This is a genomic window from Paenibacillus sp. SJS-P3, from assembly GCF_056711585.1.
Genome location: NZ_CM160043.1, coordinates 39,677 through 61,656, shown reverse-complemented (window position 1 = coordinate 61,656; position 21,980 = coordinate 39,677). Strand labels below are relative to the sequence as shown.

At 58.9% G+C, this 21,980-nt stretch carries 19 protein-coding genes; 1 reads left to right on the top strand and 18 read right to left on the bottom strand.

The window, feature by feature from the left end; genetic code table 11:
• Positions 1 to 30: 30 nt before the first annotated feature.
• The 15 genes from AC06G8_RS00300 to AC06G8_RS00230 form a co-directional block, all read right to left on the bottom strand.
• A complete protein-coding gene (locus AC06G8_RS00300) occupies positions 31 to 2,154 on the bottom strand; it encodes a hypothetical protein (RefSeq protein ID WP_447665152.1) in 2,124 nt (707 codons plus the stop codon).
• Complete coding sequence (locus AC06G8_RS00295) at positions 2,120 to 2,695, bottom strand: PulJ/GspJ family protein (protein ID WP_447665151.1); 576 nt, start codon at positions 2,693 to 2,695, stop codon at positions 2,120 to 2,122. Before AC06G8_RS00295 ends, AC06G8_RS00300 begins: the two co-directional genes overlap by 35 nt.
• Entirely contained in the window at positions 2,679 to 3,257 is a 579-nt protein-coding gene (locus AC06G8_RS00290) for a type IV pilus modification PilV family protein (protein ID WP_447665150.1), read from the bottom strand. Before AC06G8_RS00290 ends, AC06G8_RS00295 begins: the two co-directional genes overlap by 17 nt.
• Positions 3,258 to 3,511: 254 nt before the next feature.
• On the bottom strand, positions 3,512 to 4,090 hold the full coding sequence (locus AC06G8_RS00285) for a S1 domain-containing RNA-binding protein (protein ID WP_076359966.1): 579 nt from the start codon (positions 4,088 to 4,090) through the stop codon (positions 3,512 to 3,514).
• A 167-nt stretch (positions 4,091 to 4,257) separates the two neighbouring features.
• Positions 4,258 to 4,539 carry an FtsB family cell division protein gene (locus tag AC06G8_RS00280; protein WP_447665148.1) on the bottom strand — a complete coding sequence of 94 codons (282 nt, stop codon included), beginning with the start codon at positions 4,537 to 4,539 and terminating at the stop codon, positions 4,258 to 4,260.
• A gap of 59 nt (positions 4,540 to 4,598) precedes the next feature.
• The gene (yabQ, locus tag AC06G8_RS00275; protein ID WP_447665147.1) at positions 4,599 to 5,207 is read right to left on the bottom strand and encodes a spore cortex biosynthesis protein YabQ; all 609 of its coding nucleotides are present in this window, start codon (positions 5,205 to 5,207) and stop codon (positions 4,599 to 4,601) included.
• Entirely contained in the window at positions 5,204 to 5,488 is a 285-nt protein-coding gene (gene yabP, locus AC06G8_RS00270) for a sporulation protein YabP (protein WP_447665146.1), read from the bottom strand. The genes yabQ and yabP overlap by 4 nt, the downstream gene beginning before the upstream one ends.
• Positions 5,489 to 5,633: 145 nt before the next feature.
• Positions 5,634 to 6,644: a siderophore ABC transporter substrate-binding protein gene (locus AC06G8_RS00265; protein ID WP_480284075.1), complete on the bottom strand. Its 1,011-nt coding sequence runs from the start codon at positions 6,642 to 6,644 to the stop codon at positions 5,634 to 5,636.
• A gap of 46 nt (positions 6,645 to 6,690) precedes the next feature.
• Positions 6,691 to 7,449 carry an iron ABC transporter ATP-binding protein gene (locus AC06G8_RS00260; protein WP_480284074.1) on the bottom strand — a complete coding sequence of 253 codons (759 nt, stop codon included), beginning with the start codon at positions 7,447 to 7,449 and terminating at the stop codon, positions 6,691 to 6,693.
• Positions 7,446 to 8,390 carry an iron chelate uptake ABC transporter family permease subunit gene (locus AC06G8_RS00255; RefSeq protein ID WP_480285358.1) on the bottom strand — a complete coding sequence of 315 codons (945 nt, stop codon included), beginning with the start codon at positions 8,388 to 8,390 and terminating at the stop codon, positions 7,446 to 7,448. Before AC06G8_RS00255 ends, AC06G8_RS00260 begins: the two co-directional genes overlap by 4 nt.
• 13 nt (positions 8,391 to 8,403) lie before the next feature.
• The gene (locus AC06G8_RS00250; RefSeq protein WP_480285357.1) at positions 8,404 to 9,351 is read right to left on the bottom strand and encodes an ABC transporter permease; all 948 of its coding nucleotides are present in this window, start codon (positions 9,349 to 9,351) and stop codon (positions 8,404 to 8,406) included.
• A 249-nt stretch (positions 9,352 to 9,600) separates the two neighbouring features.
• Positions 9,601 to 9,882 (bottom strand): RNA-binding S4 domain-containing protein, encoded by a 282-nt coding sequence (locus AC06G8_RS00245; protein ID WP_021881315.1) that lies wholly within the window; start codon positions 9,880 to 9,882, stop codon positions 9,601 to 9,603.
• A 1-nt stretch (position 9,883) separates the two neighbouring features.
• Positions 9,884 to 10,186: an HU family DNA-binding protein gene (locus AC06G8_RS00240; protein WP_159442458.1), complete on the bottom strand. Its 303-nt coding sequence runs from the start codon at positions 10,184 to 10,186 to the stop codon at positions 9,884 to 9,886.
• A gap of 231 nt (positions 10,187 to 10,417) precedes the next feature.
• The gene (gene yabN, locus AC06G8_RS00235) at positions 10,418 to 11,959 is read right to left on the bottom strand and encodes a bifunctional methyltransferase/pyrophosphohydrolase YabN (protein ID WP_480284073.1); all 1,542 of its coding nucleotides are present in this window, start codon (positions 11,957 to 11,959) and stop codon (positions 10,418 to 10,420) included.
• Between the two features lie 747 nt (positions 11,960 to 12,706).
• Positions 12,707 to 14,407 carry a polysaccharide biosynthesis protein gene (locus AC06G8_RS00230; protein ID WP_480284072.1) on the bottom strand — a complete coding sequence of 567 codons (1,701 nt, stop codon included), beginning with the start codon at positions 14,405 to 14,407 and terminating at the stop codon, positions 12,707 to 12,709.
• 184 nt (positions 14,408 to 14,591) lie between these two features.
• Between AC06G8_RS00230 and AC06G8_RS00225 the strand changes: the two genes are divergently transcribed.
• The gene (locus AC06G8_RS00225; protein WP_480284071.1) at positions 14,592 to 15,890 is read left to right on the top strand and encodes a DUF4397 domain-containing protein; all 1,299 of its coding nucleotides are present in this window, start codon (positions 14,592 to 14,594) and stop codon (positions 15,888 to 15,890) included.
• Positions 15,891 to 15,962: 72 nt separating this feature from the next.
• Here AC06G8_RS00225 and spoVT read toward each other — a convergent pair whose 3' ends face one another.
• The 3 genes from spoVT to mfd all read right to left on the bottom strand — a co-directional run bounded on the left by spoVT (position 15,963) and on the right by mfd (position 21,830).
• Positions 15,963 to 16,505 carry a stage V sporulation protein T gene (gene spoVT / locus AC06G8_RS00220; RefSeq protein WP_447665397.1) on the bottom strand — a complete coding sequence of 181 codons (543 nt, stop codon included), beginning with the start codon at positions 16,503 to 16,505 and terminating at the stop codon, positions 15,963 to 15,965.
• Positions 16,506 to 17,085: 580 nt separating this feature from the next.
• Positions 17,086 to 18,165 carry a peptidylprolyl isomerase gene (locus AC06G8_RS00215; protein ID WP_480284070.1) on the bottom strand — a complete coding sequence of 360 codons (1,080 nt, stop codon included), beginning with the start codon at positions 18,163 to 18,165 and terminating at the stop codon, positions 17,086 to 17,088.
• Positions 18,166 to 18,296: 131 nt separating this feature from the next.
• Entirely contained in the window at positions 18,297 to 21,830 is a 3,534-nt protein-coding gene (gene mfd / locus AC06G8_RS00210; protein WP_447665375.1) for a transcription-repair coupling factor, read from the bottom strand.
• Between the last annotated feature and the right edge of the window lie 150 nt (positions 21,831 to 21,980).

The following is a 21,980-nucleotide window of genomic DNA, read 5'->3' as shown; positions in this document are numbered from 1 at the left end:
GGGTTGGTTATTATTTTAACTTTTATTGTTCTACAGAAGCTTAAGCGGCCCCGTTGTCAGCCGGACCTTGTTCACGCGCGGCAGAGCGACATTCTGATGGGCAAAGACTTGATCGTTGTATTCGATGATGAAACGCGCTTGTTCCTTGCCAAGACCGGTCTGTTCCGCAAAACCCAGCCGGTCCTCAGCCGCGTTCTCCATTGTGGTGCCGAGAGTGGCGTTGAGCGTCAGATTGCGCTTGGCGAAGAAGCCGCCGTTCATCCAAAATGCGCTGCCTACACCGTATAGGCTGGCCGAGCTGTCCGTGTACAGGAACGCGTCCAGCACTTGCTGCTCGCGCTCGGATGCCGAATTATACCCTTGCTCGTCCAGCTGTTGGAATGAATCCACCCGGTACAGGTCGATAGAACCGAGCCCGATCAACACGAGTTCCTTCTTGCTTCCGGCCTGCCCGTCCGTCTTCAGACCACGGATTTTGGCGTCGCGGATATCCGTGCGTCCGAGCGTCAGGATGGTGGCGTCGACATCTACATCACCCGAGATCTGGACATTGCCGGTGACGAGCAGATTGCCCCGCAGCAGCAGCTTATCCGTCGCATCCTGCTTGTTCCCTCGCAGAATCAAATCCCCATTCACGATCAGCCAATTGTTGCGTCCCTTGTTGGCAAAATCAACGGTCTTCAGACTGGGACCGAGCTCCAGGGAACCATCGAGAATGGCTGATCCCGGGCTTCCCTGAGCCGTGTCGCCCAGGGAAGCCAGCTTAACGGCCAGCTCATCCATGCTTATCTGGTAAGCTGCTTTTTCTTGCTCATACGCGAGGAGATCTGCCTGATAACGGGCAAGAGCATCCTCATACTCATCTGAGGGCAGATTGACAGAGACAGGCGTTCCACCATCTGGAATCCCGCCCTCCGTTTCTCCATCTTCTGGGACGACTGGATCCGGGCTCGGCGTCTGGTTAAGCAGAATGTCCGGCAGCTTCGGCTCCTCCCGAAGCGTAGGCATCGAACCCAGCTTTTCATAAGCTCCGCTATAGTTCTTATCCAGCAGCAGTTGAATCAGGCCGGGTGCTTGATTGTTTGCATACACATCCTGGATGACCGTACGCACCTCTTTCGGGTCGTTCACTGAATTCCCGAGCGAATCCCGCACCTTGTCGAGGAAGGAGCTCAGCACGTCGATGGACACGAACTTCTGAGGCGGCATAGGATCGATGACATCGACGAGCTTTTTGGTCTTATCCTTTTCGGGAAAATCAACCGCTTTCTCCAGATCCTTGTCGTAGGGAAGATCATAGCCGCTCGGAATTTCCCCTCTATTCCTGTACGTTTGTCCATAACCATATTTCAAATTCAACGGAGCACCGGTAATCAGCCTTCCGGAGCCGGCGATGTCCTTGTTGTCCTTATCCTTCTTGGCGCCCAGGAACATGAACTGGGATGTCTGCGTCCGTGCCGCTGAATTGTAGATGTATTCCGCTGTATCGTTCATCCGGAGTCCCTGACCGGCATACAGATTGCCCATGAAGTAGGGAGCGCCATTGACGGTCAGCAATCCCTCGGTGCCGAATGCATACTTGAGGAAATCGGGATATGTATCGAGAACGATGACCTGCTGCAGCCGGCGCCTGGCTCCATCCACCTCCGCCTCGGCCGTCACGGTCAGTGAGTATTGGTAATTCGCCTCCGCTCCGCTGGATCCGGGAGGAAGGCAGCGCCCCGTCCCCTCCTCTTCTTTTGTGCAGCGTACGCTGACAACCTGATAGAACGGCTTCGCTCCCGCTGACAACTCGCTGTCGCCTTTCATCGCTCCGGTCGAAATCCCATTATCGAGCTGCTCATTGAAGCTCTGCGTAAAGCTCGTCAGCTGGTTGCCCAGATCATCGGGATCGATGGTCCGGTTGTTGAACCTCTCGTAAATGACGGCGATTGCTTCGTCCAGCCCCTTCTGCGCCAGATGAAGGCTCTGCACGTTCTCCTCGCTGCGCTCCGTCCGCATCGCCCCTCCAAGGGCAGCTCCCAGCACGGCCACTCCGAGCATGGAGAGCAGGAGAATGAGAAACACGACGAGCAGCAAGGACGAACCGCGCTCGTCTCCAAGAAGGCTGCCTCGTCCCCTAGAAACCGAATCTGCTTTCCAGATCAAGCGCATAATCCCGCCCCCCGTAGGTTTGTTGCAATCTCAGCCGGATCGTCAGCAATCCGCTGGCGCATTTATTGCCGGCTCCCTCGCAGGTGAGTACGATTGACGAGGCCTTCTCGCCCTCCGTCACCAATGAAGAAGTCAGTGCCAGAGACTGTCCGGAGACGGATTCCATCTCTTCCGAGCCGGCCTTTTTGCCCATGTACAGCTGTCCTTTGCCCTGATTATCCTTTGCAATCCAAATCGATTCCTGCTGCGGCGCTCCTGCGACCGCAAGAGCAGGAATAAGCTCGACACCGCTCCCCGAGCCCAGCTGAGACAACTCGGCCGGACCGAAAGCATACAGCTTGGTCATAATGGCCGTCATCGCCAGATCGCCTTCATCACGCAGGGAATTCTGGATCTTTACCCGCTCATAGGAGCTCATTCCGAACGTAATCGTCGCGTAGATAACGCCCAGGACAACCGACAGCAGGCTGAGAGCGGCAATCAGCTCGATCAGCGTGAACCCTCCATCCTCCCTGCGGAGACGGTCAACGAATCGTTTCATCGATCAAATACCCCTCCACTTCCACGCTGTCGCCGGGGCTTCCCGAATTCGGAGCGACCGTCACGACGACAGGCAGCAGATAACGGCCGATCTGGCTTTGCATTCCATCTCCCTTGCGCACTTCATCCAGCTCGTCGGGGGCGAGCTGGAGTCCGGGAGCAAGGCTCTCCTGATAACGTACTGATACCGTATACAGAACTCCGTTGATGGCAGGATGCAGAACCTGCTGGAGGACGGCCGGATTTTTAGCCAATCCTTGGCATGCTTCCTGTTCGGATGGATCCAAACAGGCTTCGCCGCTTAGAATCCGAGGCGAGGCGCCATCCTCCTTTTCCGATAGATAATCCTTGAGCGGCTGGAAAGGCTGCTTCTGGAGATAGGAGAGCGCGTTGCGTCCGAGCTGAACGGCGATCGTCTTGCTCTGGTTATGCTTGGCATAGGACATCGCTTGAATGAAAAACCCGCTCAGCGTCAACGAAACGACCGACAGGATCACGATCGAGGCCATGATTTCGACCAGAGTGAACCCTTCTTCTCCCCCGCTGCCGCCTGGTTTGCACATGATCGATAACCTCCGCAATCTGGTTGATGCTATATTCAAATATCATCGTCAAAATCGAGAGTCTCCGTTAGGTCTTCTGGAATAAACACGGAAACTTTATAGGGTCTAAGGGCTCAGTATTCATTGTCATTCCGATAGGCAGCATCGGTTTTCCGTCAAGGAGAGGGTGCCGAGCATCCCGAAGTCCTCAAAACGCAAAAGAACAGAGCCCCCTAAAGGGCTCTGTTCTCCGGGTCTATCCGATCGGCTTGCTGTTAGACCCGCTTGGCTCCGCGTCCTCCGCGTTTGCCTTCGGTATTCTTCTTGAGCGACGAGATCCGTTCTTCGCTGTCTTTTAGGAAACGGGACATCTTATCCTCAAAGGAGGGCTTGCCAAATGCAGGTCGGCCTGCGCCGGACTTGTTGAACGGACGGCCTCCGCCGCCTCCCCCAGGTCCACGGCCTCCGCCGCCGAAGCCTCCACCGCCGCCCGGACCGCGTCCGGCACCGCCTGGACCTCCGGGTCCGCCTGGGCCGCGTCCGAATCCGCCGCTCGGGCCTCCGGATCCGCCTTCGCGGTTGAAGCGCTCGCGAGCAGGTGGCGCGCTGCCTTCCGGCCGGTCAATCGCCTGCTTGATGGACAGACCGATTTTGCCGCCTTGGTCGATGTTGATGACTTTGACCGTCACCACATCCTCCAGCTTCAAATGGTCCTTGACGTCCTTCACGTAGTTATCGGCAATCTCGGAGATGTGTACGAGGCCGGTGACACCCCCCGACAAATCGACGAATGCCCCAAAATGAGTAATGCCTGTCACTTTGCCCTGTAATTTGGCGCCCACTTCTATTGCCATAAAATAAAATGTTCCTCCCTAAAAGTATGTGCGAAGCATGATCTGCTCCTCATGGGACCGTTCATGCCGACCCTCCCTCAGGAGGGCACGCTTGAATCAATTATAGCGTAATCGCAAAAGCAAGGTCAACAGACCCGAGCCTGCTTTCCCTGCTGTCCTGAGGCTTCTTAGTCATTAGGCTGTATAAGCTGCTCCCCGGGCTTCACGAGTCCCTGCTGCTTGGTTGCCAGCTGAGCGATATATTCCGGGTCGTTGAGCTGCTTGATCTTGGCCTGCAGCTCCTGCGTCGTCTTCTGTATTTCCGCGAGGCGGGCTTCCGAGGTCCCGAGACGTTCCCGGGTCGCGGCCTGAGCCTGCATTTGAGAGAACAGGGTATACCCTGCCCACGCTAGAACTACCGTCATGAACAGAAGCCATAGCTTGTATCTTCTGCGCGAACCATCCGTCACGTGATTTCCTCCCGTTCCATCGTGTAGATTAAGGCTTGAAGGACCGGAAAGCATTCCAATCACTTGCGGAAAAGCCTCTTCCAAGCCTGAATGAATCCATTCGACACGCGGCGGGCAGTCTCCTGCACCTTCCAGCGAATCATTATTCCCTGCAGCCATGATAGGAGCGGCCGCGTCAGCGGGCGGATCATCCAGAGAATCAATTTGGCGAGCGGTCGCAATAATTGTAGCACAATCTTCACCACGAAAATAGAAAAGACAACCAAAAATCCGGCCAAAACCCGAAGAATCCGGTAGATGCCTATGACAGGCCGAATCAGCAGCAGATCCATGCAGCGCAGCAAAAAGCGTATGACCGCTCTGGTCGCGACGATCAGCCAGCGGACCAGCGCGATGACCGTCCCGCTCAGAGCCAGAAAGTAGAAGCAGATCCCGATCAGGATTCCAAGATATACATACGCCCGCACCTCGCCGTTGTTGGTGGCGTACAGAATCCGGAAGGCGGCCAGCGCCGCCGCGAGCCAATAGCCGATATCAAGCGCAGGCAAAATCCACCGGGGAAAGCGCAGCTCATGGGATACGACCCGGTATCCGTCGAACACGCCTCCCATCAGCAGGCCTGTCGCCATCATCATGGCAAGCGTCCAGCCTTGGGTGTCCAGCGTCACTTGAAGATCTTCCCGAATAATCCCTTGGATTTGGCGCTCTGGCTTCCGTCCAGGTAGGCGAGAGAATGGACAAGCCCTTCGATCGCGACGAGCTCTTGCTCCAGGCTGAGATGCTTCATATGCAGATTCTGGCCTCGAATGGCTAGAAAGCCAAGCTCTGTCTCGAGCAAAAACTCCTCGTTGTCGAAGCTTTCGACGTTGAGTACGCCCGTTATCTCCAGCAGCTTGCGGTTGAGCATCTTGACCTCTTGCCGCTTCTGCCCTTTTACAGGTTCAATCATGCCTCGTCCCCTCCTTATAAGCCTATGCTTATTAGGAGGGGACGAGTTTTAGAACCTATAGGAGTGGGGGGTAGGCATCATTAACCTCCTGCCGGAGAGTTGAAACAGACGCCTCCCGAAATTTATTGTATGCCTTGTCCGGAACTTAAATGCCGGCTTGGACTTCTTTCACCATTTCGGACACGGAGAGAAGTCCGCCGCCGGAGAGATACCAGTATTGCGGGCTCAGGTAGATGATTTTGCCTTCCTTGGCCGCATTCGTTTTGTTCACGAGTTCATTCTCGATGACGCCCTTCGCGTTGTCCCCTTCGCCTAGAGCGGCGTCGCGGTCGATGACGAACAGATAATCCGGATTTTTCTCGCCAATGAATTCGGAGGTGATGCTTTGGCCGTGCGTTTCAACCTTCAACGTCGGATCTACAGCTTCTACTCCCATGGCGTTGTGGATGATGCCGAAGCGCGAGCCTACTCCGTACGCGCTCAGCTTGCCGCCCGCAGCCAGCACGATCAGGCCTTTTTTGCCTTCCGCTTTCGCTTTTTCGCTGACGGCATCCACGCTCGTCTTGATCTCGGCCAGCTTCGCATCCGCGTCGGCTTCCTTGCCGAACAGGCCTGCCAGCGTCTTCACGTTGGTGGAGAAGGAGTTGAAATAATCGGTCTGGTCCAGCTCGACGAACAGAGTCGGAGCGATTTTGCTGAATTCGTCATAAGAGTCCTGCTGGCGTCCGCTGATGATGATCAGGTCCGGCTTCACGGAGTTGATCTTCTCGAAGTCGGGCTCTTTCAGTCCGCCTACGTTCGCAACCTGGCCGCTCTTGTACTTTTCCAGGTAAGCTGGAAGGCTTGTCGCGGGAGCGCCCGCGATATTCGCCTCCAGGCCAAGCGCGTCCAGCGTATCGAGAGCGCCGAAGTCGAAGGCGACGATCTTCTGCGGATTCTTCGCGATGGTCGCTTCGCCGAGCTTGTGCTTGATCGTGACCGTGCCGCCGTCCGCTGCCGCTTCGCCGCCTGCATGGGCTGCCGGGCTCGCTTCGGGGGAAGCCGTTGGAGCAGGAGACGCGCTGCCGCCGTTGTTGGAATTCGAGGAGCCGCATGCCGACAGCACCAGCGTCAGCACCATGATCGCAGCCAAGGAGAGCCATTTCATCTTTTTCATATGTGTTGCCTCCATATAGTCATAGTTGGAATTTCCGCTTGCTTCTTCAGCCGAAATAAACGCATACCCGCCTGCCGTCCACTTCCTGGATCGGAACATCCATCCCGTACAGCTCCTTGAGCACTTCCTGCGTGACGATCGTTGATGTCGTGCCTTCCCGGACGACCTTTCCGTCCTTCAGAGCGACGATATGATCCGAGTGGAAGCTTGCGAAATTGACGTCATGGATGACGAGGATGACGGTCTTCCCCTTCTCCTCCACCAGACGGCGCAGGACATGCATGATGCCGACGGCATGCTTCATGTCCAGATTGTTGAGCGGCTCGTCGAGGAAGATATACTCCGTGTTCTGGGCGACGACCATCGCGATATACGCGCGCTGCCGCTGTCCCCCGCTGAGCTGGTCGATGTACTTATGCTGCATCGGACCGAGCTCCATATAATCGATGGCTTCTTCGACGTAAGCCCAGTCTTCCTTGCGAAGACGGCCCTGGCAGTAAGGAAAGCGGCCGAAGCTGACCAGCTCCCGGACGGTAAGCCGGACATTGATATGATTGGATTGCTTGAGAATGGAGAGCTTCTTCGCCAGCTCCTTGTTGTCCCAGGAGCCGATCGGCTTGCCCTCGACGAGAACCTCGCCCTCGTCATGCGCCATCAGGCGGGTCATCATCGACAGCAGCGTGCTCTTGCCTGCGCCGTTCGGACCGATGAACGAGGTGATCGTTCCCGGACGGATCGTGACCGACACGCCGTCGATGACTTTTTTGCCGGCATAACTCTTGGATACGGATCTGGCTTCAATCACGCTCGATTCTCCTTTAGCAGCAGGTAGAGGAAATAGGCTCCGCCTACAAAGTTGATGATGACGCTGATTGTCGTTGAGAAGGTGAACACATGCTCGACCAGGAACTGTCCTCCGAGGAGAGCGATGAAGCTGACGAGCGCCGCGCCCGTTATCAGAGCGGGATGGCGGTACGTGCCGAGGAACTGGTAGGCCGTGTTGGCGACGAGCAGGCCCAGGAAGGTGATCGGACCGACAAGCGCCGTCGATACGGCGACCAGCACCGCGATGATGATGAGCAGCTGTCGTGTGACCCGCTCGTAAGGAATGCCGAGATTGAGCGCGTGATCCTTGCCGAGGGACAAGGCATCCATGTACTTGGACAGCCTCCAGTACCACAGCAGGACGGCTCCGATCAGCATGTAGGACAACGCCAGCAGATCATACTCGATGTTGTTGAAGCTGGCGAACATCTTGGCCTGGACGACCAGGAAATCATCCGGATTGATGAGAGCCTGCATGAAGGATGAACCGCTCTGGAACAAGGTGCCGAAGATGAGTCCCGTGAGCAGCAGCAGGTAAATGTTGCTGTTCTCGCGGCGGAACATGAGCCGGTAAAGCAAAGCCGAGAAAATCATCATGAGCACGATCGACAGCAGGTAGTTCGCCTGCTTGCTGACGACAAGGAAAGCCATGCCCCCGAATGCGTACACGATGATCGTCTGCAGCAAGTTATAGAGCGCATCGAGTCCGATAATGCTCGGCGTCAGAATGCGGTTGTTCGTAATCGTCTGGAAGATTACGGTCGACAAGGCGATCGCAAAGCCGGTAAGCACGATCGCCGCCGCTTTCTTGAGCCTTCTCGGAAGGGCGTAGCTCCAATCGTCCACCCCGTACGTAAGGAACAGCGCCGCCATGACGGCGGCCAGGCCTGCGAGCACCAGCAGCTTGCTCTTCACGGACAATCCGCGGGACGCCTCAGCTTGCATACGCATCCCTCCTCATGATGAGGTACAGGAAGATGATGCTGCCGAGAACGCCGACGATCAGGCTGATCGGCAGCTCGTAGGGGCGGATGAGGACACGGCTCAGAATGTCGCAGCCGATGACGAATATCGCGCCGAAGACGGCCGTGATCGGCAGGTTGCGCTGCAGGTTGTCTCCACGGAAGATGGAGACGAGATTCGGGATGATCAGCCCGAGGAACGGAATCGACCCGACGGTCAGGATGACCGAGGAGCTGATCAGCGCGATCAGGACGAGGCCGATGTTGACGATCTTGCTGTAGCTGATGCCTAGGTTGACTGAGAATTCCTCGCCCATTCCCGCGATGGTGAAGCGGCTGGCGAACAGATAAGCCGCGATCGTCGCCGGCACGCTGATGTACAGCAGCTCGTAGCGGCCTCTCAGCACGCCGGAGAAGCTGCCCTGCATCCAGGAATTCACGCTCTGGATGAGGTCGTATTTGTACGCGAAGAAGGTCGTCACGCTGGCCAGCACGCCGCCGAACATAAGTCCGACAAGCGGAATGAACACCGCGTCCTTGAACTTGATCTTCTCCAGCATCTTCATGAAGACGAAGGTTCCGGCCAAGGCAAAGGCGAAGCTGATCGCCATCTTCTGCATCATGCTCGCGCTGTCGAATACCAGCAGCGCGACGAGCAGGCCGAGCCCTGCGGCCTCCATCGTTCCCGACGTCGACGGGGAGACGAACTTGTTGCGGCTGAGCTGCTGCATGATGAGGCCGGCGATGCTGAGGCTCATGCCGGCGATGATCAGGCTGATCAGTCTCGGCATCCGGCTGATCCAGATGAGCTCCTTCTGGTCGGCCGTCAGGGAGAACAGATCGGTCAGAGACAGCTGCTGCACGCCGATAAACAGGGAGGTAAAAGACAGAATCACCAGCAGCGGCAAAAGAATGGCCATTCTCACCGGCTGAAAATCTCCATAGGCCTATGTAGTTGTAAATCTTTTAGTTGTATAAGAATGAGAATCATTATCACTTACCCCCTTGTTCACTATAATAAAGCATGCTCGCCGAGTCAACCCTATAATAGCCAAACTCTCAAATTTTCTTGACAACATGACAAAAAAGCCGATTGGAATGCAGATGGCCTGCATTCCAATCGGCTTATTCATTCGCGCCCGCGGCGCGGAGGGTCTCGGGAATCACGGCTAGAAGCCGAGGCCGTCATCCTCCCGCTCGCGCGCTTCTTCCTTGAGCAAGGTGTACATCGTCGCAGCCTCGTCCTTGCGGGTCGTCTCCGCCGTCCGCTCGATGCGGACGGTGATGTACTTCTGCCCGTACTGGATGCGCAGCTCATCACCGGCTTTGACCGAGCTGCTCGGCTTGGCTTCGCGGCCGTTCACCCATACCCGGCCTTGCTCCGACACATCCTTGGCGACCGTGCGCCGCTTGATGAGCCGGGAGACCTTGAGGAATTTGTCCAGACGCAATTTACTTGATGGCTTCTTTCAGTTTGTTGCCGGCTTTGAATGCCGGAACTTTGGATTCCGGAATCGTGATTTCTTGGCCCGTTTGCGGGTTGCGGCCGGTGCGGCCGGAACGAGTGCGGGTTTCGAACGTTCCGAAGCCGATCAGTTGGACTTTGTCGCCGGATGCCAGGGCGTCGGTTACTTCGCCGAGGAAGCTGTTGAGTACGGATTCTACGTCGCGCTTGGTCAGGCCGCTTTTCGTTGCGATGCTGTTGATCAGGTCGTTCTTGTTCATAGTAATTTCCTCCCGATAATGGATGTTCATGTAAAGTGCGACAGTTGCCCTGTGCAAGCAGCAGCCGTTCCCTTATTGACGGACAAGGCGGCGGCTTCCTGCCGCTTCTTGCCTTCTCTCCCGCAAGCGGTGCCCAAGAGCATGAGAGAAAATTTTACGAGGGTAACGTATTCGTCTCAAGAACGGAGAAATCCTGCTGCCTGCCCAAATTTTTTTGCGGAAAAGAGTCGAGAAGCCGCGAATAGGGTCGAACGGAGGCTATTAACCTTTCTTCTTCGCTTCATCCCACCAGCGATCCATTTCTAGTAGATCAGTCTGGTCAAAAGATTTGCCGTTTATACGGAGCTGCTCCTCGATATAGAGAAAGCGGCTGCGGAATTTGGCGTTCGTGCGGGCCAGCGCCTCTTCGGGATCCGCATCCAGGAAACGGGCCGCATTGACGACCGCGAAGAGCAGGTCGCCGAGCTCGCCGGCCTGGGCGTCCTTGTCTCCAAGCGCCGCAGCCTCCCGCACCTCGCGAAGCTCCTCTTCGATCTTGGCGAGGACCGGACCGAGCTCGTCCCAGTCGAAGCCGACCTTGGAGGCCTTCTTCTGCAGCTTGTAAGCGCGCATAAGCGCGGGGAGATCCTGCGGAATTCCGTCCAGTACGGAGATGCGGTCCCCGTCCCGGCCTTTGATCCGCTTCTCCTCGGCTTTCATGCGTTCCCAGCTGGCGAGCGCCTCTCCGGAATCCGAAGCTCCCGTATCGCCGAACACATGAGGATGGCGGAACACGAGCTTCTCGTTCAGCTCCTGGATGACGTCGTAGACGTTGAACGCCCCGGTCTCCTCTTCCATCTGGCTATGAAGCATGACTTGCAGGATGACGTCGCCGAATTCCTCACGCATGCCGTCAGGGTCGTCCTGGTCGATCGCTTCGAGCGCCTCGTACAGCTCTTCGATGAAGTTCTTGCGGATGGACTGATGAGTCTGCTCCCGGTCCCACGGACAGCCCCCGGGACTGCGCAGAATGGAGACGATCTCATGCAGCCGGTCGAAGCTGCGGTTCTGCAGCCGCTCATCGAAGCTGGCCGGTATGTAGATCAGGCTCAGGTTGCCGTACTCTTGGCCCCTGTCGAGCTCGTACAGAGGCACGGTGAGAATGCGCTCCTCGCCCGGCACGCCGAGCGCATGGCCGATGACGACCGGATGGTCCTCCGGATACCGCTCCATCAGCGTCAGCTTGACGTCCGACGCGGTGAACGCATCGTAGACCTGGCCGATCAGCGTATGCAGCTGCGGCCGCAGCATCGACGTCTTGAGCTCTGCCGAATCGAGCAGCTGGAAGCCCTCGATCGGGTCGAAGCCGAGCCGGGTGAAGGCCATGTCGAGGAAGCTCTCGCCGCCGAGAACGGTCAGCTCGATGTCCTCTTGCGGACAAACCTCCCGCAGCAGCTGCACCGTGCGCTCGGCGACCATCGGGTGGCCGGGCACGGCATACAGGATGCCGGAGCCGGACGATTCGAAGTCCGCCTTGGCCAGGGAAGACAGCTCGGCGACGATCCGGTCATATACCTCCGGGAATGAATCCGATTCCTCGTAGAACAGGTCGAACGGCTCCACGGCGATGCCTTGCTCGCGAAGCATGCTCATCATAGGATGTTTCTCGGTGCGGACATAGACTTTGGCCGCTGCCTGCAGCCTCCGCCATATGCCCAGCGTCAGCTGGTCCGCGTCGCCTGTGCCGAGACCGGCTACGGTGATGGACGGCCGGGCCGTTATGTGTTCAGCCGCTCCCGGCAGGCTGGATGATCCGGATGTCATGGCTGTGAATGCCTCCTTTTGGGACGAAGAAGAGCGCTCTATGAGGCAAGAAGAAGCTAAAGCCCCGGTAAGGGCGGCTTCCGCATGCGCTTGGCCCTCCTCTGACTTTACTTGTCCCGAGCCCCGGAAGCAAGCCGGACCGGTTCCAGAGGCCGAAAATAAGGATATTTTAACCTCAAACTCGGTTTTGGGCAGGGATAATGCGGAAGCGGCAGAGGGAATTGGCGTTAAGCTGGGCGGAGGGCATGGGGGATTACGTGTCCGCTGCCGGGCTATCGGACATCGGTTCCGCTATTTGACCGTATTCGTGTCCGCTGCTGGGCTATCGGACATTGGTTCCGCTATTTGACCGTATTCGTGATCGTGGCTGGGCTATCGGACATTGGTTCCGCTATTTCCTTCTCCACTCTCGCTATCTTGATAAAAGTTCACAAATAACGGATCTTATGTCCGATAAATTGCGAAAAACCCATTTTAAGTGCAAATAACGGATCCTATGTCCGATATTCGTCGAAATGCCACATGCCGTTCATTTGATTTGCTCCTGTACTATTACTATGAGTCTATGAGGCAGTTCCCGTAAGGAAGAGTTGTTGTCTTCGGACGCGAAAATGATGGCTAACCACCATGCTATAGGCAATTAACAGTTTTTTGGAGCGCTCATGCAGTTTGAGTGCTGAGCCTCCCCGGGAAGCCTGCCCTTATAACAGCAACAATATATTTAGGTCTGGGTCTGAGCTGCGAGTTTCAGGCCGGAGGCAGAAGCTTCAGGCGGCGCAGCCCGGCTTCGAGCGTCTCGCCGCCAGGCAGCTGGCGAAGCTCCGCGGCGCTGACGCCGCCCAGCCGCAGCAGGGCGGCGGCATAAGCCGCGCCGCCGGCCAGCACGCCGGCGAGCGTGAGCGCCGCGGCGAGCAGGCGCGGCGGCAGCGCGGCGGCGAGCAGCGGCTCGAGGCCGCGCGAGGCCGCGAGCGCCGCGGCGGTCAGTGCCGCGAGCGCAGCCAGCGCCGCAGCGGCGCCATTGGCGCGCCGAGCGCCACGGTTAGGCGCGCCGAGCGCAGCCGCCGAGCGCGAGGCCGCGAGCGCGCCGAGCAGCGCGGCGGCGCCGGTGGCGGCGATGCCGGCCCAAGCGGCGCCAGCGATGCCGAGCGGCGGCACGAGCGCGGCGTTCAGCGCCGTCTTGATCAGCGCGGCGAGCAGCAGCAGGAGCACCGGCGCGCGCACGGCGCCAAGCCCCTGCAGCACCGGCGCACTGACCGCGGTGACCGCCGCGAAGAGCGCCGTGCCGCATACAAGCGCCAACGTCCCGGTCGCCTCCGCATCGGTGTAGAACATGACGTTCAGCGGCTCTGCCAGCAGAACGAGCCCCGCCGCCGAGGCCAGGCCGATCAGCCAGGCTGCGCGCATGGCGAGCCGGGCTTGCGCCGCTGCCGCCTCCGGGCGGCTCCGCCGCTGGCGCACCAGCGCCGGCACGAGCGCTCCGGCGGCGGCGGCGGCGACCATCGAGACCAGCTGCACGAGAGGCTGGCCCCGGCTGTAAAGGCCGAAAGCGCTCATCGCTTCGGCCGGACTGCTGCCCGCGGCTGCAAGAAGACGCGGGACCGTGAAAGCATCGACGGCCCCAAGCACCGGCGCCACGATCGCGCCGAGCGCGACGGGCAGCGCCAGCACTGCAAGACGGCGAATTTCAATCCCCATTGCAGCCAGTCTCAGCACAAGCGGCAGCGGCAGCCGCCGCTCCGCAGCCTTTGCCAGATCCTCTTGGCCCCTTCTTCTCCCCGCAACCTTTGCCAGATTCCCTGCTCCCCTTCTCCCCGCAACCATCCGAATCATGAACAGCAGGCCGGCAAAACCGCCGAAAAATGAGCCCGACATCGCCCCGGCCGCCAACGAGGAATCATCCCAGCCGGCGGACCATCCCAGATCAAGCAGCAGCAGCATGACCGCAACGCGCACGAGCTGCTCGATCAGCTGCGACCAGGCGGTCGGCCTCATATCCCCTGTTCCCTGCGTATAACCACGCAAAGCGGCCATCGCAGGCACGACCCACAGCGCCGCCGCGACCGCCCGGATCGATGTTTCTGCCGAGGAATCGCCGATCAGGTCTGCGAAACCGGAAGCGCCGGTCCACAAAATGGCGAACCCGGCCGCTCCAAGCACCGAGAGCAGCAGGACGCCGGCCGCTCCCGCGCGGCGCGCTCCCTGCTTGTCCCCTTCTTCCAACAGCGATGCGGTACGGATGGCGACCGCCACGGGCAGCCCGGCCGTTGCCAGCACCAGCATCAGCTGATAGAACGGATAAACGGCATTATAAATGCCGAAAACCCGGTCGCCTGCAATATTTTGCAGCGGTATTTTCTGGAGCGTCCCGATAAGCTTGGACAGCAGAGCCGCTCCCGCAAGCAGCGCCGCACCGCTTAACGCGCCTTTCTCCCACTTCTGCTTCGGCATATCCTCTTTGTCTCCCCGACCGAATTCGTCGCCTCATTATACCTTATTCGCCCGAACGGGATGAAGAGGACGACTAGCTGTCGAAAGTACGGGGCCCAACTCCGTATGTTGGATAACCATTGGCGCATATAGTCGAATAGCAGGTGTTGAAGAGCGATGACCCAGACAGGGAGGAGACTTGTCCATGTCCAACCATCAGCCCGTATGGGAAGAATGGCAGAAGGCCAGCCTTTACGGCATGCTGGCCGGACTTTACGAATACAGCGAGCCCGAATGGGGGCGTTATTACCGCCAGCTTCACTCCGAGGCGCTGTCCCGGCTGGCCGCGCTTGTGCGGCAGCACGGTCTTCCGTTCGGCGCCGCTCCGGCTCACGGAACTCCGGCTGCCGCCGTGTCCGGACTTCCCGGACTCGACGGCCCGCAAGCCTGGCAGCCGGCTGCGGCCTATCCCGGATCCGCGAACTACAACGCCGCTCCTGGCTTGTCCGGATACGCCGGCGCCAACCCCTACGGTTATCCCGCCCCGCATGGGCAGCCAGGAAATGCCGCTCTGCCTTACCAAGCGGCCGCACCGCATTGGAGTTCCGAGGAAGCGGGGTTCCCTCCCTCTTTCCCAGGCTTTCCAGCTCCCTCCGGTTTCCAAGGGCTCTCCGCATCGACGGGTTATCCGGGCAGCTACGGCCACCCCTCCCCAAGCTTCTGGCCTGGGCCAGCTGGCGCAGCTTCAATCATGCCCGACTGGGCGGCCGGCGCAGCCCCGCAGAAGTCCGCTGCAGCGGCTGCAGGCGGATTGCCGCTCTCTTCGGCCTCTTCTTATGGCAGTTCGACGGATAGCCCCTATTTGTCGAATTCGGGAAGCCCTGTTCCCAGAGAACCGCAGACAGGAGGCGGCGAGCTCCATCCCGCTCCCGAGCTGCCCGATTCAGCCGAGCTCCCGCCCGCTTATATCCGGCTTCTCCATGTCCAGACCGGCAAGGAGAAACTTGAATTCCACCTCGGAACGACCGTTCAGCAGCTCGATTATCTTGGGGCATCCGCCTATCTTGAAGTCCGTCCAGGCCGTTGCCTGCTTAGAATTCAGGAGGAGCAATCCCGATCCCCCGTCGCCGCAGCAGACCTCGACTTGCGCAGCGGAACTTGGATGACGGCGGCTGCAGCCGGAGACGGGGAGCTTCTCCTGTTCGAGGATGAGCGGGAGTCGTCTGCCGACCGCGCCCGGATCCGGCTGCTCCATCTGGCTGCCGGCCGAGCCCCTGCCGACCTCATGATTCGGGATGGAGGCACGCTGTTCCGGAGTGTGGCTTACGGCTCATCTTCGTCCTACATCACGCTGAACCCGGCCGAGCTCGAGCTGGAGCTGTGCGAGGCAGGGTCGCTTCGGACGCTGCTCTCTCCGCAGTCGGTCACGCTCTCCCCCGCCCAAGCCGCGACCCTTCTGTTTGCGGGCGACAGCGGCTTGATCGTACTTGCGGACGGATCTTGAACGCTTCATTCGGATGCAAAAAAACAAGCTCCCGCTCGCGTGATGCCCGAAGGAAGCTTGTCCTGCTGTATGCTACTGTTCCATTTGCTTGGCCAGGAAGCCGGCTGCGGTTTCCGACATCTTGATTTCCATCTGCGCCATTTTGACGGAATCGTCCTTGCTGAGCAGAACGACCGTGCCGATCGGATCCCCGCCGGCGATGATCGGGGCCGCGACGAAGGAGGAATAGGTTTCGGGACCGTTCTTGACGACTTCGTATTCGCCGCTTGCCGTTTCCACTGCCGTCTTGCGGTTGTCCATCGCCGTTTCCAGCAGAGGACCGACCGGCTTGTCCATATATTCCTTCTTGGAAGCTCCCGCGCTGGCGATGACCGTATCCCGGTCCGTGATCAGGGTGATGTGTCCGGTGCCTTCGCTGAGCGATTCCGCATATTCCTTGGCGAAGTCGCCCAGCTCGCCGATCGGGGAGTACTTCTTGAGGATGACTTCCCCGTCGCGATCGACAAATATCTCCAGCGGGTCTCCTTCGCGGATGCGAAGCGTACGGCGGATTTCCTTCGGGATAACGACACGGCCGAGATCATCGATCCGGCGCACGATTCCAGTTGCTTTCATTGTCATGTTGCCCCACTTTCCTTGAAGAGTAGTAAAGTCGACTGGACGCTGGCGTTTGCTTCTTTTATGCGGAAACAGGAGCTGATCCTTGTCAGGCGTATATCTTCGAATCTGACCATAGTATTCATCCGCTCCCAAATTCTTATGCAGGCCCGGCCGGTCCGAGCCTCCGCGGGAGCTAGGCCGGGCGGGGTTCGAAATCCCGCCTGCAGCTGCCTGAGGCCGCCCGCCTGAATTCGGCTTGCCGACTTATTTTGCCCAGTCTGGCTTCCCGTACTCCCAAATTCTCCAGCCGCCCGTCCCGCCCTAGGCGAACAGGAGCTCTATTCAGAACGGGGGAATTCCGAACGGGCGGCTCCTGGATTTCCCTTATGCCTTATGGGTTTCAACCGGTACAGGAGCCGCTCATCTGTTCCTGCTTCTCTCCAGCTGCGTTCGATTTCCAAATCATACATAGTATTACCAAGTAATTCGATGGGATGGATACCATCTTCTTAGCCGTATCTGCATCGGTGCTTTTTATTCTCTTCAGGAAAAAAACACCCGCATGCGGAAGCCGCGCGCGGGTGTAGCCATTGGTTTACTTGGAGCCGTTGTTCGCTGCCGCGTCGGAGGAATTCGTAGCCGCACCGTTCTCGGCGCCGGAGTTGGCCGCCGGGCTAGCTGCAGGGCTGGCTGCAGGGCTCGGGGACGGATCCTTGAATTCTTCCTTCTTCGTGATCAGCTTTGGAACTTCATTCTGCATGTAATCGTTCAGCTTGGTCTGGCCGATCGTTTCCTTGATCGTCTGCTTGGAGTTTTCCAGCGTCGGCTCATCGCGCTTCTCGACCTTGATGACGTGGTAGCCGTATTCTGTCTCCACAGGTTCGCCTACGACGCCGACCTTCTGCTCCAGGCAAGCTTTCTTGAATGCCTCTACATATGTGGAAGGATCGGCATTCGAGTACAGGCCTCCGGTGCTGCTGGAGCCGGGATCATCGGAGTATTCCTTGGCGAGGGCATTCCAGTCCGCGCCTGCAGCTTCAAGCTTCGCCTTGGCTTCCTTGGCGCGCTTCAGAGCGTCTTCCTTGGAACGTTCCTTGCCGGCGGAATCCTGGAAGCCGACCAGCACGTGGCGCACGTCGACCTTGATCAGGCTTTGCTTGTTGTCATTGAAGTATTTCGTCACGTCTTCATCCGTAACCTTGGCTGCCATCGCTTCGGATACGCCGATAGAGAGGCGGATGAAATCCTTCACGTCGGTCGAGGTGATGCTGTTGGTCTTGAGCTCTTCGTCGAGCTTGTCCTTCGTAACGGCTTCCTCGATCTTGCCATATTCGGTATCCGCGTCCTTGGTTGCTTTGTCCTTCGCTTCCTTGGAGGCGTCGTTATAGACGATGTGGTACCCGATATACTGGTCGAGCAGCATATTTTTGTATTCGGCCATTCCGAGGTATGGCTCCATTTGCGGGTTGATGATCTTGAGCACGTTCGTGAACGTGGTGAATTCCTTTTCCGTTACCGTTCCGCCCTTGTACTCGGCGATCGTCTTCCCGGAATCCTTGGAGCCGGATTCCCCATTGTCCTTCTTGCCGCATGCTGCCAGCGACACGGCCAGGACAGCCGCAAGAATCAGCAGCAGGCTGCGTCCCCAGGCAGGGCGCTTGCTCGAAATATGCATAACGTTCTCCTCTCGGTCTTTTCAGGCTTGATTCCAGTGTACCAGATGTTTTCCATCTATGCCATGTAAGCGGTTTGCGGTCTGCAAGCCGGACAATAGTCCATTGAAACTGGTCGCCTGAACAGGGGGACTTATTTGCCCCCTGCCGATTTCTCCAGCTGTGCTGCCGGCTTCACCGCTTCCTTCATCCGCTCCAGGAAGCTAAGCGTGAGCGCGAGACGCTCCTCGCTGCCGAGTCCCTTGCCCCGCAGCGCCAGCTCCGTCACCGCGTCCTTGGCGCCGCCGCGCTTGAACCGGTTCTCGAAGTCGAGGCATAGCTTGTCAATCGCCCGGATATCGATCCGCTGCGCCGCGCGTGCCGCGAAATTGAGCGTCCATTCGTCGCCCTTGCCGCTTACGGACTCGATGCCGTACAACGAGCCGTAGATTTTCAGCCTCGCCACGTCGAGCAGAGTATCGACCGCCTGCGGCAGATCGCCGAAGCGGTCGGTCAGCTCCTCGCGCAAGTCTTCGGCATCGTCCAGCGAGGACAGGGAAGCGACCTTCTTGTAGATCTCGATCTTCTGGATGCTGTCGTAAATATAATCCGAAGGCAGGTAAGCATCCAGGCTGAGGTCGATGACGGTGCTGACAGGCTTCTCCGTCTCTTCTTCCTCCCCGTACATTTCCTTCTTGCGGCGGGCGATCTCGTCGGCCAGCATCTGCGAATACAGATCGAAGCCGACCGAGGCGATGAAGCCATGCTGCTCCGCTCCGAGCAGATTGCCCGCTCCGCGAATGGCAAGATCCCTCATCGCGATCTTGAAGCCGGAGCCGAGCTCCGTGAACTCCTTGATCGACTGGAGCCTCTTCTCGGCGACTTCCGTCAGCACCTTGTCGCGCTGGTAGGTGAAGTAGGCGTAGGCGATCCGGTTGGAGCGGCCGACCCGTCCCCGCAGCTGGTACAGCTGGGACAGGCCCATTTTGTCCGCGTCATGGACGATGAGCGTGTTGACGTTCGGAATGTCGACGCCGGTCTCGATGATGCTCGTGCTCACCAGGACATCCGATTCCCCGTCGAGGAAATCGAGAATCGTCTTTTCCAGCTCCTGCTCCGACATCTGCCCGTGGCCGACCGCCACCCGCGCCTCCGGCACGAGCGAGGAGAGCAGCTCCGCCATCTGATAAATGCCTTGGACCCGGTTGTACAGGTAGTACACCTGTCCGCCGCGGGCCAGCTCGCGCTCGATCGCCTCGCGCACGAGAGCCGTATTGTATTCGACGACGTAGGTCTGCACCGGGAACCGGTTCTCAGGAGGCGTCTCGATGACGGACAGGTCGCGCACGCCGAGCATGGACATATGCAGCGTCCGCGGTATCGGAGTCGCCGTCAGCGTCAGCACGTCCACATTGGTCTTGAGCCGCTTGAGCTTCTCCTTGTGGGACACGCCGAACCGCTGCTCCTCGTCGACGATGAGCAGTCCGAGGTCCTTGAACACGATATCTTGCGACAGCAGACGATGCGTGCCGATGACGACGTCGACCGTTCCGGCCTTGAGCCCTTTCATCGTATCCGTCTGCTCCTTGCGGGAGCGGAAGCGGCTGAGCACCTGGACATTGAACGGAAAGTCGGCGAACCGCTCCCGGAATGTCTCGTAATGCTGCTGGGCGAGGATCGTCGTCGGCACGAGCACGGCAACCTGCTTGCCTTCGATGGCAGCTTTGAAGGCGGCGCGGACGGCAACCTCGGTCTTGCCGTAGCCGACGTCGCCGCACAGCAGCCGGTCCATCGGACGCTGCAGCTCCATGTCCTTCTTGATTTCGCGAATGGCGCGCAGCTGGTCAGGGGTCTCGTCGTACGGGAACATCGCCTCGAATTCGTTCTGGTAGGCCGTATCCTGTCCGAAGCCGAAGCCCTTGGCTTCCTGGCGCTGGGCGTACAGCTTGATGAGATCGTCGGCGATATCCTTGACGGAGCTGCGGACCTTGTTCTTGACCCGTGTCCATTCGTTGCCGCCAAGCTTATAGACCTTCGGCTCCTTCTCCTCGGATCCGACGTATTTCTGGATGAGGTCGATCTGGTCGATCGGCACGGAGAGCTTGTCGCCGCCGGCATACATGATATGCATGTAGTCCTTGTGGATGCCGCCGATCTCAAGCGTTCCGATGCCCATGTACTTGCCGATGCCATGGTTCTGATGGACGACATAATCGCCGACCTTGAGCTCCGTATAGCTCTTGATCCGCTCGGCATTGTCGATATTCTTGTCCACGCGGCGGGTCTTGCGCGATTTCTGCGAGAACAGCTCGCTCTCCGTAATGACGACCAGATGCGAGCCCGGAAGCTCGAAGCCGCTCTGCAAGCCGCCTTCCAGTATGACTGGCGGTTCGATGTCGTAATCGCCGAGCACCCGGCGCAGGCGCTCGATCCGCTCGCTGCCGCCGGCCAGCATGAGCACGCTTGCGCCGGCTTTTTTCCATCGCTCCATCTCCGCCTTCAGCACGTTCATCTGCCCATGGAAATTCTGCATGCTGCGGCACATGAAGTTCAGGATGTTCTGCGGCTGCGTATGCGGAATCTGGCGCAGGAACAGTGAAAGGAAGAGCGCCGGGAACTTGCGGTTGTGCAGCACCTCGTCCGCCTCGCGGGCCAGCTGGATGCCAGGCAGCGACTTGCCGTTCGAGAGCAGATGAGCCTGCCACTCCGCCTCGTCGCGCTCCAGCTGGCGGCCCGTCTCGATGAGCCGCGTCGGCTCGTCGAGCACGAGCAGCGTATCCTCCGGCATATAGTCGAACAGCGTCTGGCGCTCGGGATAGAGCAAGGCGATGTATTTATAAAGATCGGGGAAATGGATGTGCTGGCGCAGCCGCTCCAGCTCCGCTCCGATTTCCGTGCGCAGCCGTTCCTTCGCGGTTCGGTCGGTCATGCGCTCCAGCTGCTTCTCGAGCAGCTCCGCGCCATGCTGCGCGGCCGCGCCGAAGCGCCGTTCGTCCGCGATCAGCTCTTGGCACGGGGGAACGGTGTATGCGTTCATCTTGTCGATGGAGCGCTGCCCTTCCGGATCGAACGAACGGATGGAGTCGATCTCGTCGTCGAACCATTCCATCCGCACGGCGACCGGCGAAGTCAGCGGGTAGAAGTCCGCTATGCCGCCGCGAACGCTCATCTCTCCCCGGTTCTCTACGCGGTCCACACGGACATAGCCTAAGCTGTTCATGCGCTGAAGAAACTGCTCCAGCGGGAGCGTATCCCCGACCTTGATCTCGATCTGCGCTTCTGCCATCACGCCTTTGAGAGGCAGATAGCGGCGAACGCCGGAGAAGGGAACGACAACGATCCCGCGGAATCCCCTGGACAGTCGGATGAGCACATCCATCCGCTGGGCGAGCATCTCGGGACTCGAGACGGCGGCTTCGGCGGCGACCAGTTCGTTCGCGGGATACAGCAGGACTTCATCATCCTTGCAGAGCTCCTGCAGGTCCTCGGCGATTTTCTGTGCCGAGAACATATTGTGGGTCACGACCAGGATCGGCTGATCGAATTCGCGGCGCAGAGCCGCCATCAGCACCTGGCGGGAGGAGCCTGCCAAGCCTGAAATCAGCTGCTCCCTCATCCCTTTGCGGAACCCGGAGACGACCGATTGGAAGTCCCGGTCCGCGGCAAAAGCCTCAAGTAACGCTTTCAATGGCTGCGGCACCCCTTTTCATATGAAAACCGTGCGCTGCGCAGGCATAGAGCATCTGTCCCGAGGGACAGCAACAAGGCCCCATACCGCTCGGGGCCAAAGAAGTCTCCGCCTTGAACACGCAAAGAAGCCTCAGCTTCAGGCCAAGGC